Source organism: Allobosea sp. OAE752, from assembly GCF_050433265.1.
Classification (GTDB): domain Bacteria; phylum Pseudomonadota; class Alphaproteobacteria; order Rhizobiales; family Beijerinckiaceae; genus Allobosea; species Allobosea spartocytisi.
Genome location: NZ_JBNPXO010000001.1, coordinates 431,654 through 444,771, shown reverse-complemented (window position 1 = coordinate 444,771; position 13,118 = coordinate 431,654). Strand labels below are relative to the sequence as shown.

At 66.9% G+C, this 13,118-nt stretch carries 11 protein-coding genes; 6 read left to right on the top strand and 5 right to left on the bottom strand.

The features are described from left to right. Positions 1-74 precede the first annotated feature (74 nt). Positions 75-347, top strand: a complete 273-nt coding sequence (locus GGC47_RS02080; RefSeq protein WP_112763413.1) for a hypothetical protein — start codon at positions 75-77, stop codon at positions 345-347. 72 nt (positions 348-419) lie between these two features. On the opposite strand, the gene scpA is transcribed toward GGC47_RS02080, so the two are convergent. The 4 genes from scpA to GGC47_RS02060 all read right to left on the bottom strand — a co-directional run bounded on the left by scpA (position 420) and on the right by GGC47_RS02060 (position 5,954). Further along, positions 420-2,585, bottom strand: coding sequence for a methylmalonyl-CoA mutase (scpA, locus tag GGC47_RS02075; RefSeq protein ID WP_142020276.1), 2,166 nt, complete (start codon positions 2,583-2,585; stop codon positions 420-422). Further along, positions 2,582-3,406, bottom strand: coding sequence for a bifunctional hydroxymethylpyrimidine kinase/phosphomethylpyrimidine kinase (gene thiD, locus GGC47_RS02070; RefSeq protein ID WP_142020277.1), 825 nt, complete (start codon positions 3,404-3,406; stop codon positions 2,582-2,584). The genes scpA and thiD overlap by 4 nt, the downstream gene beginning before the upstream one ends. 13 nt (positions 3,407-3,419) lie before the next feature. After that, entirely contained in the window at positions 3,420-5,393 is a 1,974-nt protein-coding gene (locus GGC47_RS02065) for a methylmalonyl-CoA mutase subunit beta (RefSeq protein WP_142020278.1), read from the bottom strand. 174 nt (positions 5,394-5,567) lie between these two features. Further along, positions 5,568-5,954 carry a hypothetical protein gene (locus tag GGC47_RS02060; RefSeq protein ID WP_038361387.1) on the bottom strand — a complete coding sequence of 129 codons (387 nt, stop codon included), beginning with the start codon at positions 5,952-5,954 and terminating at the stop codon, positions 5,568-5,570. Positions 5,955-6,101: 147 nt separating this feature from the next. Here GGC47_RS02060 and GGC47_RS02055 point away from each other — a divergent pair, with 147 nt between their 5' ends. Continuing rightward, on the top strand, positions 6,102-7,646 hold the full coding sequence (locus GGC47_RS02055; protein ID WP_429066701.1) for a helicase HerA-like domain-containing protein: 1,545 nt from the start codon (positions 6,102-6,104) through the stop codon (positions 7,644-7,646). A 130-nt stretch (positions 7,647-7,776) separates the two neighbouring features. Here GGC47_RS02055 and GGC47_RS02050 read toward each other — a convergent pair whose 3' ends face one another. Next, positions 7,777-9,120, bottom strand: a complete 1,344-nt coding sequence (locus GGC47_RS02050) for an Nramp family divalent metal transporter (RefSeq protein ID WP_142020280.1) — start codon at positions 9,118-9,120, stop codon at positions 7,777-7,779. Positions 9,121-9,305: 185 nt separating this feature from the next. On the opposite strand from GGC47_RS02050, the gene GGC47_RS02045 reads away from it, so the two are divergent. From GGC47_RS02045 to GGC47_RS02030, 4 genes are all read left to right on the top strand, one after another. Beyond that, positions 9,306-10,688, top strand: a complete 1,383-nt coding sequence (locus tag GGC47_RS02045) for a M20/M25/M40 family metallo-hydrolase (RefSeq protein ID WP_142020281.1) — start codon at positions 9,306-9,308, stop codon at positions 10,686-10,688. Next, positions 10,685-11,266: an LOG family protein gene (locus GGC47_RS02040; protein ID WP_142020282.1), complete on the top strand. Its 582-nt coding sequence runs from the start codon at positions 10,685-10,687 to the stop codon at positions 11,264-11,266. Before GGC47_RS02045 ends, GGC47_RS02040 begins: the two co-directional genes overlap by 4 nt. 160 nt (positions 11,267-11,426) lie before the next feature. Continuing rightward, positions 11,427-11,828 (top strand): hypothetical protein, encoded by a 402-nt coding sequence (locus GGC47_RS02035; protein WP_142020283.1) that lies wholly within the window; start codon positions 11,427-11,429, stop codon positions 11,826-11,828. Next, complete coding sequence (locus tag GGC47_RS02030) at positions 11,806-13,068, top strand: DNA-packaging protein (protein WP_133561970.1); 1,263 nt, start codon at positions 11,806-11,808, stop codon at positions 13,066-13,068. The genes GGC47_RS02035 and GGC47_RS02030 overlap by 23 nt, the downstream gene beginning before the upstream one ends. Positions 13,069-13,118: the final 50 nt, after the last annotated feature.

Below are 13,118 nucleotides of genomic sequence, written 5' to 3'. Positions count from 1 at the left end.
ACCCGTTCAGGCAGGATCTGCGATGGTCCGTTCCAAGGCAGGGATCTTCCCGGCCTTGAGACAGGACAAGGACCATGTTTGGCAATCGCGCCCGGATCGGTTTCGCCGCCTTCGCACTGGGCGGCATCGCACTGACAGTCTCGACCTTTGCCGGAACGGGCAATGCCCAGGCCTTTGGCGGCCGCTACGAGCCCGCCTATGAGCGCCCCGCCTATGGCTATGGTTGGCGCCCGGCGCCGCCCGCCATGTACGGCTTCTGGGGTCAGCGCCGCTGGCATCGCTATTTCGACGGTTATGGCGGGCGGCCGATGCCGCCGCGCGAGGGCTATGGTTACGGCTGGCGGTAAGTGTCGCCCCGCTGGTCGTAAGCATGGGGCGGGCGCGGCCTTCGGGCAGCGTCCGCCTTTCTTTTCGAGACTTTACTCGGCCGCCGTCCGCTGCGCATAGCCGAGGCGCTGGTTCAGCTCCTGCAGCAGTTTTTCCGCCGCATCTGCGATGACCGTGCCGGGCGGGAAGATCGCCGACGCGCCGGCTTCGATGAGCGCGTCGAAATCCTGCGGCGGGATGACGCCGCCGACGACGATCATGATGTCGGGCCGCCCCGCCTCGGTGAGCGCGGCCTTGAGTTCCGGCACCAGCGTGAGGTGTCCCGCCGCCAGCGAGGAGACGCCGACGATGTGGACGTCGTTCTCGACGGCCTGCCGCGCTGCCTCGTCCGGCGTCGCGAAGAGCGGACCGATATCGACGTCGAAGCCGAGATCGGCGAAGGCCGAGGCGATCACCTTCTGGCCGCGATCATGCCCGTCCTGCCCCATCTTGGCGACGAGGATGCGCGGGCGGCGCCCATCCGCCTCCTCGAAATCCTGGCACATCAATTGGACGCGCGTGACGGCTGGGTTCATCGTGCCGACCTCCCGCTTGTAGACGCCCGAGATCGCCTTGATCTCGGCCCGGTGGCGCCCGAAGACCTTCTCCATCGCCATCGAGATCTCGCCGACCGTCGCTTTGGCGCGAGCGGCCTTGACGGCGAGATCGAGCAGATTGCCGTTGCCGGCTGCGCCGTTGGTCAGCGCCGTCAGTGCGGCCTGCACCTCGGTTTCGTTGCGCTCGGCCTTGAGGCGTTTCAGCTTGTCGAGCTGCTGGGCGCGCACCGAGGCGTTGTCGACCTTGAGCACATCGATCGAAGCCTCATTGTCCGGCTTGAAGCGGTTGACGCCGATGATCGCCTGCTGGCCGCCATCGATGCGGGCCTGCGTCTTGGCGGCGGCCTCTTCGATCCGCAGCTTCGGGATGCCCGCCTCGATCGCCTTGGCCATGCCACCAAGCTTTTCGACCTCCTGGATATGGCCCCAGGCCTTCTCGGCGAGCTCGGCGGTAAGCCGCTCGACATAATAGGAGCCGCCCCAGGGATCGATGATCCGGGTCGTGCCGCTTTCCTGCTGCAGCAGGATCTGGGTGTTGCGGGCGATGCGGGCCGAGAAGTCGGTCGGCAGCGCCAGCGCCTCGTCGAGCGCGTTGGTGTGGAGCGACTGGGTATGGCCCTGCGTCGCCGCCATCGCCTCGATCATCGTGCGCGGCACGTTGTTGAACACGTCCTGCGCTGTCAGCGACCAGCCGGAGGTCTGGCTATGGGTGCGCAACGGCAGGGATTTCTCGTTCTGGGCCCCGAAATCCTTGACGAGCTTCGCCCAGATCAAGCGGGCCGCGCGCATCTTGGCGACTTCCATGAAGAAGTTCATGCCGATCGCCCAGAAGAAGGATAGCCGCGGCGCGAAGATATCGACGCCCAACCCGGCGCGCTGGCCGGCGCGGATATATTCGACGCCGTCCGCCAGCGTGTAGCCGAGCTCGAGGTCCTGCGTCGCTCCGGCCTCCTGCATGTGGTAGCCGGAGATCGAGATCGAGTTGAATTTCGGCATGTTCGCCGAGGTGAAGGCGAAGATGTCGCCGATGATCCGCATCGAAGGCGAGGGCGGGTAGATATAGGTGTTGCGGACCATGAACTCCTTGAGGATGTCGTTCTGGATGGTCCCCGAGAGCTTGGCCTGCGGCACGCCCTGCTCCTCGGCCGCGACGATATAGAGCGCCAGCACCGGGAGCACGGCGCCGTTCATCGTCATCGACACGCTCATCTGGTCGAGTGGGATGCCGGAGAACAGCGTGCGCATGTCGTAGATCGAATCGATCGCGACGCCGGCCATGCCGACATCGCCGGCGACGCGCGGGTGATCGCTGTCATAGCCGCGATGGGTCGCAAGGTCGAAGGCGACGGAGAGGCCCTTCTGCCCGGCCGCGAGGTTGCGGCGGTAGAAGGCATTGGAATCCTCGGCCGTGGAGAAGCCGGCATATTGCCGGATTGTCCAGGGTTGGTTGACATACATGGTCGGGTAGGGGCCGCGCAGATAGGGCGCGATGCCCGGCATCGTCTCGACGAAGGGCAGGCCGTCGCGATCCCTGGGTCCGTAGACCGGCTTCACCGGGATGTCTTCCGGCGTCAGCCAGGGCTCGCCTGCGGGCAATGAAGGCGGTGCGGACGCCTTGCCGCCTGCGAAGGCGATCTTCGTGAAATCCGGGATCGCGGTCATGGCTTGCTCCCGTCCGTCTTGTCCCACCAACGGTGGAAATGATGCACCGGTCCGTGGCCATGGCCAACCGCGACCTGATCGGCGGCGGCGATGGCGGCCGAGATGTAGGTCTTCGCATGACCGACCGCCTCCGGCAGCGGCAGGCCCCTGGCGAGGTTGGCGGCGATCGCCGAGGACAGCGTGCAACCCGTGCCATGGGTGTTGCGGGTGTCGATCCGCGGCGCGTTGAAGCGCTGGCGCGTGCCGCCGGCGAGCAGGAGCAGATCGCTGCTGACGTCGCCATGCCCGTGGCCGCCCTTGACCAGGACATTGGCCGCGCCCAGGGCGGCGAGCTTCTCCGCCTGTTCGTCGACGGCCTCGTCCGTCTCGGCGATGCTGGAACCGAGCAGGGCCGCGGCCTCCGGCAGGTTCGGCGTGATCAGGGTCGCGAGCGGAAAGAGGTGCTTGCGGACCGCCTCGACCGCGGCTTCCTCGAGCAGGCGCGCGCCGGAGGCGGCGACCATCACCGGGTCGAGCACGATGTTTTTCGCACCGTGCTTTTTCAGGCCGGCAGCCACCGTCTCGATCAGCTCGGCGGTCGCCAGCATGCCGATCTTGACGGCGCCGACATCGAGATCCTCGAACACGGCATCCATCTGCTTGGCGACGAAGTCGCGCGGCACGGCATGGATCGCGCTGACGCCCTTGGTGTTCTGCGCCGTCAGCGCGACGATGACGCTGGCTCCGTAGACCTGATGCGCCGCGAAGGTCTTGAGGTCCGCCTGGATTCCGGCGCCGCCGCTCGAATCAGAGCCGGCGATGGTGAGGGCGATGGCGGTCAAGGCAGATCTCCGTTCAGGCGGCCGCGATGGCAAGCGCGCGATCCAGCGTCTCGACCACGTCGCAGCCCATGAAGATGAACGAGGAGACGCCGGCCTTGTTCAACGCCGCTTCGCTTTCGCTGGGGCGCCCGGCGAGCCAGACCGTCGCGCCCGCCTTCGCCAGCGCCTCGGCTGCAGCTGCGCCTTCCTCGGCATAGGCGGTGTCGGAGCCGCATAGGCAGGCAAGCTTGGCACCCGAGGAGCGGAACGCGCCGACGAGCGCGTCGAGGTCGGTCGCGCCGTTCTGGGCGAAGCCGTCGCTGCCCGGGGCCGAGAAGCCGCCGGCCTCGAACAGATTGCGGGCGAAGCCGGCGCGGGCGGTAAAATCGGCGATCGAGCCGAGCGTGGCCAGGAAAACGACCGGGCGCTGCGGCAGGGCATCGGCCTTGTCGCGCAGCGCCTCGAAGGGCTCGGCCAGCCGATGCGCGGGCAAGGCCTCGACACGGAGCCTCTGACTGGGTGGGATCAGCGCTTCCGGGCGCCTGGCGCCTGCGATGAAGGCTTTGACGATTTCACCGGGATTGCGTTCCGCCGTGCTGCCCGGCTGGGGGGAGGCGGCCTTCTCCACCGGGGCGATCTCCAGCACCGAGACGGCATTCTCGCGGATGTTCGGGAACTCGCTCGTGCCGGTGATCGGCACGCGTCGCGTCGCGATGGCCTTGGCCGAGGCGGCGCGTTCGCGCGCGATGCCCTGCTGGACATGGCCGTTGGCAAGCGCCGCGAGCACGCCTTGCAGGTCGTCGCTGCGCTCGCGCTCGATGTCCTGGAAACGGCTCCAACCCTGCTCGCACAGCGCCTGCGTCAAGGCCTCGAAGCCTCCCGCGCCGGCGGCGGGGTCGGCGACGCGCCAGAGATTGGATTCCTCCAGCAGGATGAGCTGCGTGTTGCGGGCGACGCGCCGGGCAAACAGGTCGGGCAGGCCGAGCGCCGCGGTGAAGGGCTGGACGGTGAGCGAATCGGCGCCGCCGACACCGGCGGAGAAGGCCGCGACGGTGCCGCGCAGCAGATTGACCCAAGGGTCGCGCCGGGTCAGCGAGCGCCAGGCGGTTTCGGCATGGATCGTCGCCGGCTTCGGCTCCAGCCCACAGGCTTGCTGCACCCGGTTCCAGAGCAGGCGGGCGGCGCGGAACTTCGCCACGGTCATGAACTCGTCGGTATCGGCGACGAGCGTGAAGGCGATGGCGTCGCGCGCTTCCTGCAGCGACAGGCCCTGCGCCTCCAGCGCGCGCAGATAGGCGAGCGCCGTCGCCAGCGCGGCGCCGAGCTCCTGGGCTTCGGTGGCGCCGGCCTCGTGATAGGGGCGGGTATCGACCGTGACGAAGGGGCCCTTGAAGCCACGCTGTTTCAGCGCCGCGATCACCACCGCCAGCCGGCGGCCGACCTCCGGCCAGGGCGCCGCGAGCGAGCCATGGCTGGCGAGGACGCCGATCGGGTCGAAACCGAACTCCACCGACAGCTCGCCTGGGGCGTGGCCGCGTTTCTCGATCAGGGCGGCGAGCATGAGCGCGTTGACGCGTCCCTGCGGTGCCGGATCCAGCCTGAGGCGGATCAGGTCGAGCATCACGCCGTCCAGCGCGCTGTCGAGTGTCGCGACATCGTCGGCAACAAGGCCATAGCCGCGAGCGGCGCGTGCACCGGCGAAAGCGATGGTGAGCATGTCGGCTCCGCCTTCGAGCTCGGCCAGCGCCAGCCTGCGCGCCTCCTCCGCTTGCGGATGATCGACCCGCGCCACGACATGCCAGCGACCGGCCTCAGCACGGAAGGCCCGCTCGCCCGATGCCGCTTCGTAGAGCGGTTCGATGCGGATGCCGTCGGCGCTGCGCCCGACCAGTTTCTTCTCGAAATCGGCGCCCTTCAGCACCTTGTCGACGGCAGTTCGCCACGCCTCACGCGAAGCGGCCGGAAAGGCGTCGAGATAGGGCAGGTCGGATGAGGTCGCCGAGTTCATGCGCGCCGATGCTCCCTTCCGCACGATGTGCCGTCGCGGGGACTGATTGCCACGGGCGCGGCCGCACGGCCATCCCTACTTCGTCGCACGGCCGGTGCGCAAACGCACGGCCGTCGTGAGCTGAAAAGAAAACACCGCCCGAAGGCGGTGCTTGGAGACTGCGATGCGCGCCGCTCAGACGAACTGGCCGAGCCCTGGGATCGCGCCGACGATGGCGCCCATCGTGTCCTCGCCCGCCTTCTCGCGGCCATAGGCGAACATTTCCTTCGAGACGGATTGGATCTGCGGCATCGAGAGGCCGGCCCCCATCAACTGGCCGCCGAGCGCCATGACGCCGCCGCCTCCGCCCATCAGGCCGCCGATCGCGCCGAGCACGCCGCCCTTGGCGCCGCCTTCGGCATCCGCGAGCTCCTGAGAGCCCGGCAGCGCCGCCATCAACTGGCTGATCTCGCTCGTCGGGCCTTCCTTCTGCAGGAAGGCGAGGATGATGCCGAGGGCCTTGCGGGCCAGATCTTCGTTGAGGCCGGACGCCGCAACGATCCTTGAAATCAGTTCATCCATGTCGTGTGTCCTTACCCGGCCGATACGGCCTCCCGAAAAATAGTTTACATATTTACGATCCAATTCCAACGGCCATCGGGCTTCCGCCCTCTGCGTCCTTTGGTTACAGGTTTAACCTGACAGTTTTGAGAGCGATGGACGGTGACGATGGCGGATGACGGTGCGATTCTGATCGGCAAGAGCGGCAAGCCGGAGAACCTCCTGCTGAAGCTCGCCAACCGCCACGGCCTCGTGACGGGCGCGACCGGCACCGGCAAGACCGTGACCTTGCAGGTGATGGCGGAAGGCTTCGCGCGCAGCGGCGTGCCGGTCTTCGCCGCCGACATCAAGGGCGATCTCTCCGGCATCGTGGCGCCGGGCGATTCCAAGCCGGCCTTCGTCAGCCGGGCCAAGGAAATCGGCGTCAAATACGAGCCCGACCAGTTCACCACCGTCTTCTGGGACGTCTTTGGCGAGCAGGGGCACCCGGTCCGTGCCACCATCTCCGAGATGGGGCCGCTGCTGCTGGCGCGGCTGCTCGACCTCAACGACACGGCCGAGGGCGTGCTCAACATCGCCTTCCGCATCGCCGACGAGCAGAAGCTCCTGCTGCTGGATCTCAAGGATCTGCGCGCGATCCTGACCTTCATCGCCGAGAACGCTTCGGACCTGACGACGAAATACGGCAATGTCAGCCCGGCGACCGTCGGCACGATCCAGCGCGGACTTCTGGTGCTGGAGAACCAGAAGGGCGATCTGTTCTTCGGCGAGCCGGCGCTCGACATCAACGACCTGATGAAGACGGATCGCGACGGCCGCGGGGTCATCAACATTCTCGCCGCCGACAAGCTGATGAACAATCCGCGACTCTACGCGACCTTCCTGCTCTGGCTGCTCTCCGAGCTGTTCGAGCAGCTTCCCGAGGTCGGTGACCTCGACAAGCCGAAGCTTGTCTTCTTCTTCGACGAGGCGCATCTGCTCTTCAACGGGGCTCCGAAAGCCCTGCTCACGGCGGTCGAGCAGGTGGTGCGCCTGATCCGCTCGAAGGGCGTCGGCGTCTATTTCGTCACGCAGAACCCGCTCGATGTCCCCGATACCGTGCTCGCCCAGCTCGGCAACCGCGTCCAGCATGCGCTGCGCGCCTTCACCCCGCGCGACCAGAAGGCGGTGCGCGCCGCCGCCGAGACCTTCCGCCAGAACCCCAAGATCGATACCGAACAGGCCATCACCCAGCTCGCGGTCGGCGAGGCGCTGATTTCGATGCTGGAGGGCAAGGGCTCGCCCGAGATGGTCGAACGCGCGCTGATCGCGCCGCCGATGGCGCAGGTCGGTCCCTGCACCCCGCAGCAGCGTCAGCAGGCGATCAACAGCTCTCCCGTGAAGGGCAAGTACGACACCATGGTCGACCGCGAGTCGGCCTATGAAGTGCTGATGCAGCGCAAGAACCTTAATCCGGACGGCTCGCCGATCGAGGCGTCGACGGATGGCGGCGGGGGCGGCGGCATTCTCGACACGATCGGCGGCTGGCTCGGCGGCGGGGCTCCGCAGCAGCGGCCCAAGACCGGCCCCGGCTCGCGCGGCGGCCCGCTGCCGCCGAGCATGACCGAGAAGATCATCACCTCGGCGGCGCGCTCGGCCGCGACCTCGATCGGCCGCCAGGTCGGCACCGCGATCCTGCGTGGTATTTTGGGCTCGATGACCGGGAAGCGCTGAGCGCGGGCGCCAGGCGTCATTCTCGGGCGGCGCGAAGCGCAGACCCGAGAATCTCAGGCCGGAAGGGGTGCGGGAGCCTCTTTCGGCAGGAGATGCCCGGGGCAAGCCCGAGCATGACGAGACCGGGGCCTCAAGACCCCGTCGCGAAATCAACGATCAGTTTGAGGTTCAGCACGATGATGATCGCCGCGGTCAATGCGGCGATCACGGTCAGCCAGCGCGGCGCCACCAGCTCGCCCATCTTGGTCTTCGAGGCCGTGAACATCACGAGCGGCACCACCGCGAAGGGGAGCTGCAGGCTGAGGACCACCTGGCTGAGGATGAGCAGTTTCGCCGTCTGGCCCTCACCATAGATCAGCGTGACGACAATCGCGGGCACGATGGCGACGAGCCGGGTCACGAGCCGCCTCAGCCAGGCCGCCAGCCGGATGCGCAGGAAGCCTTCCATCACGATCTGCCCGGCCATGGTCGCCGTCACCGTCGAGTTCAGGCCGCAGCAGAGCAGGGCGATGGCGAAGAGCGAGGGCGCGATCGAGGAGCCGAGCAGCGGCTGCAGCAGCTCCTGTGCCCGGCCGAGCTCGGCAACGTCGGTATGCCCGCCCTTGTAGAAGGTTGCGGCGGCCAGGATCAGGATCGCGGCGTTGATCACCAGGGCGAAGGTCAGCGCGACGGTCGAGTCGATCGTTGCGTATTTCAGCGCCTCGCGTTTCTCCGGCAGCGTGTGACCATAGGCGCGAGTCTGGACGATGCCGGAGTGCAGGTAGAGATTATGCGGCATCACCGTCGCGCCGATGATGCCGAGCGCGATGTAGAGCATGTTCGGATTGGTGACGATCTCGGTCGTCGGCGCGAAGCCGCGAATGACTTCGCCCCAGTTCGGATCGGCGAGCGCGATCTGGATGGCGAAGCAGACCGCGATCACGCCGAGCAGCGTGATGATGAAGGCCTCGATCCAGCGAAAGCCCTTGGTCTGCAGCCACAGGATGATGAAGACGTCGAGGGCGGTGATCATCACGCCGATCTCGAGCGGGATGCCGAAGAGCAGGTTGAGGCCGATGGCCGTGCCGATCACCTCGGCGAGGTCGGTGGCGCAGATCGCGAGCTCGGCGAGGAGCCAGAGCGGCCAGGCCATATAGGGCGGATAGGCATCGCGGCAGGCCTGGGCGAGGTCGCGCCCCGTCGCGACCGCGAGCCGCGCGCAGAGCGACTGCAGGATCACCGCCATGATGTTGGAGATGAGCGCGACGACGAGGAGGGTGTAGCCGAACTGCGCCCCGCCCGCGAGCGAGGTCGCCCAGTTGCCGGGGTCCATATAGCCGACGGCGACCAGATAGCCCGGTCCGAGAAAGGTCAGGAATTTCCGCCAGGACGAGGATGTCGGAGCCACAGAAACCGAGCGGAACACATCGGCGAGCGAGGGCTCGCCGCGCGATCGAAGCCAGATCGACGAGGATTCCGGAGTGCCCTGGGACATGGTCTGACCTTGCTGCAACTTATTTGCAATAAGCCTTATAGAGCGCTCCGGTGCCTGTCAATGCAGTTGCGAAGCGTTATCAATTTGAGCGTGTGTGAAGCCGGGCGGCAATGCGCGATGAGGGGCTGACGCCCGGGCCGGGGCTTGCCATGATGCCGTCACCTGAATCGCATCCGATGGCCGCCATGTCCCAGCTTCCCGCTATTCTCGCCCGTCTCGATGCCGGGCTCGACGCCTCGCTCGAGCGTCTCTCTTCCTGGCTCGAGATTCCGTCGATCGGCACCGATCCGGCTTTCAACGCGCAGACCCGCGCCGCTGCCGAGTGGCTCCGCGCCGATCTGGAAGCGCTCGGCTTCAAGGCGGAGCTGCGCGAGACCGGCGGTCACCCCGTCGTATTGGCGCATCGGCCCAAGCCCGGCGCGCCGCATGCGCTGTTCTACGGCCATTACGACGTGCAGCCGGTCGATCCGCTGAATCTCTGGGATACCGAGCCGTTCAAGCCGGTCATCCGCGAGATCGAGCCGGGCCGCAAGGTCATCTCGGCGCGCGGCGCCTGCGACGACAAGGGCCAGGTGATGACCTTCATCGAGGCCGTGCGCGCGACGCTGGCCGAGACTGGCGATCTGCCCATCGGCCTGACCATCCTCGTCGAGGGCGAGGAGGAATCGGGCTCCGTCAACCTGCCGCCCTACATCAAGGCCAATGCCGCCGAGCTCAAGGCGGATTACGCGCTCATCTGCGACACCGGCATGTGGGATCGCGAGACGCCGCTGATCACCTCGACCCTGCGCGGCATGGTCTATCAGGAGGTGACGCTGACGGCAGCCGATCGCGATCTGCATTCGGGCCTGTTCGGTGGCGCCGCCGCCAATCCCATCCATATCCTCGCCAGGATACTCGGCGAGCTTCATGATGAAACCGGCCGCATCACCGTCCCCGGCTTCTATGACGGCGTGCACGAGCCGACCAATGCCCAGAAGGCCGAATGGGCCGATCTCAACCTCACCGAGAAGGAATTCCTCGGGCAGATCGGCCTGAAGCATTCCATCGGCGAGAAGGGCCGGATGCTGATCGAGCAGATCCAGTCCCGCCCGACCTGCGACGTCAACGGCATCTGGGGCGGCTATACCGGAGAGGGCAGCAAGACGGTCATTCCGGGCCAAGCTTCGGCCAAGGTCTCCTTCCGCCTTGTCGGCGATCAGGACCCCGTGAAGATCGCCGCCTCCTTCCACCAGTTCGTCCGCGACCGGCTGCCGGATGACGTGACGGCCGAATTCATCAGCCATTCCGGCTCGCCGGCTCTCGCCGTGCCGCCGGATTCACCGGTGCTCCAGAAGGCGCGCAAGGCGCTGGCCGACGAATGGGGCGGTCGCGTGGTTTCCATCGGCAGCGGCGGCTCGATCCCCGTCGGCGGCGATTTCAAGCGCACGCTCGGTATCGACACGCTCTTCGTCGGCTTCGGCCTCGACGACGACCGCGTGCATTCGCCGAACGAGAAATACGACCTGTCCTCCTTCCACAAGGGCCAGCGTTCCTGGGCCCGCATCTTGCAAGCTCTCGGTTCATGAAATCAGTCTGTGTCTTCTGCGGTTCCAATCCCGGCAATGACCCCGTCTATGCGGCCGGCGCCCGCGCCATGGGCGCCGAGATCGCAAGGCGGGGCCTGACACTGGTCTATGGCGGAGGCGCCGTCGGGCTGATGGGCATCGTCGCCAATGCCGCGATGGAGGCCGGCGGCGAAGTCCACGGCGTCATTCCCAAGGCGCTGCGCGATCGCGAGGTCGGCCATGTCGGCCTGACCCGGCTCGAGGTCGTCGACACCATGCACACGCGCAAGGCCCGCATGGCGGAGCTGTCGGATGGCTTCATCGCCATGCCTGGCGGCATCGGCACCTTCGAGGAGCTATTCGAGATCTGGACCTGGGGCCAGCTCGGCATCCATTCCAAGCCGCTCGGCCTGCTCAACGTTGCTGGGTTCTACGATCCGCTGGCCATATTCCTCGACCAGACCGTGGAGGCCGGCTTCCTCAAGCAGAGCCACCGCGCCATGGCGATGACCGATACGGAGCCGGCGACGCTGCTCGACCGTATGGAGGCCTATGTTCCGGCGGCGACCTATAAATGGGTCGAGAAGGAAGAGGTCTGACTTAATCCCCGGGATTGCCCTCTCAGGTTGTAGGAATATTATCTTGACATTGTGACGCTGATCCGGTAGAGATCAGGAACGCTCACGAAATATGCCCGAACGAAGCCGCCGCGCTCTCCAGCCGGCGGCTTTTTCGTGGCCGTCATCCGAGAGGGACGTCATGGCCGAAGAGGACGAGACAACGTCGCAGCCAGCCGCTGAGCTGAAGCCGAAACGGAAGACGGTCTCGCGCAAGGCGGTGGTGGGTCAGCTCTGGCGTGCCGCCAAGCGCCAGATCGATACGCATGAGGAACATCTCGCCGACCTGCCGAGGGGCACGACCGCAAGCGAGGCCGACGCTAAGGCGTTGGCCGTGCTTGCCCGCACCGTCCGCGAACTGGTCGCGATCGAGGAGCCTCAGGCCACAAGGAAGGACAAGCGCACGGATGAGCCTTCCGCTGCCGATGATCTGCGACATGTCGCACAGCTCCGTCAGGATCTTGCTCGACGTCTTGAAGCCCTTGTCGCTCAGGACGCGCGTGAGAATTCTGAAGAAGCTGATGCCGACAGCGACGCCGGATGAGGTCGAACTCATTCGGAATACCTGGAATATCTGGGCGCGCCCCGATCAGTTGCCACCCGAACCGCTGAAGCCGATCTGGCTCGTCCTCGGCGGACGCGGCGCCGGCAAGACCCGCACCGGCGCCGAATGGGTCAGGGGTATGGCGCTGGGCCATCCGCCTTTCGCGGACTTGCCGACGGAGCGGATTGCCCTCGTCGGCGAGACGCAAGGACAGGTCCGCGACGTAATGATCGAGGGCGTTTCCGGGCTGCTGGCGGTCCATGCGCGTGGGGAGCGGCCGAACTGGCAGCCCTCGCTGCGCCGCCTGCAATGGCCGAATGGCGCGATCGCGCAGGTTTTCTCCGCCGAAGATCCGGAGGGCCTGCGCGGTCCGCAATTCGGCGCCGCATGGTCCGACGAGCTGGCGAAATGGCCGAACCTTCAGGAGTGCTGGGACATGCTGCAATTCGGCCTTCGCCTCGGCGACCATCCCCGTCAGGTCATCACGACGACGCCCCGCCCCGTGCCGCTGGTCAAGCGCCTGCTGGTCGAGCCCCATGTCGCGGTGAGCCGGGCGAGGACACAGGACAACCATTACAACCTCGCCGCGGAATTCGTCCGCACGGTCACGCAAACCTATGGCGGGACGCGGCTCGGCCGCCAGGAACTCGACGGCGAGATCGTGGAGGAGAGCCCGGACGCGCTCTGGACACGGGCCATGATCGAGGCGGCCCGCGAGCGCCGGCACCCGCCGCTCGCGCGGATTGCCGTCGCCGTCGATCCGCCTGCCTCGTCCTCGCAGCGGGCCGACCGCTGCGGGCTGGTCGTGGCCGGCATCGATAGCGACGGCCTCGGTCATGTGGTGGAGGATGCGACGATGGCCGGCGCCCGCCCGCAGGAATGGGCCGAGAAGGCGGTGGCGCTCTATCGGCGTTATGAGGCGGATGTCCTGGTCGTCGAGGTCAACCAGGGCGGCGAGATGGTCGAGAGCGTCATCCGCGAGGTCGATGCCGGCGTTCCGGTCGTCCCGGTGCGGGCGACGCGCGGCAAATATCTCCGCGCCGAGCCGGTTGCCGCGCTCTATGCGCAGGGCCGCGTGCGCCATGCCGGCCCCCTCCCGGAGCTGGAGGACGAGATGTGCTCCTTTGGCCCAGGCGGCCTCGAAGGCGGCCGCTCGCCCGATCGGCTCGACGCACTCGTCTGGGCGCTGACCCATCTGATGCTCGCGCCCAAGGGCCGGCCGCGGGTGAGGGGGATGTAGCCTTCACCGCCATCCTCGGGCGGCGCAAAGCGCCGACCTGAGAATTTCAT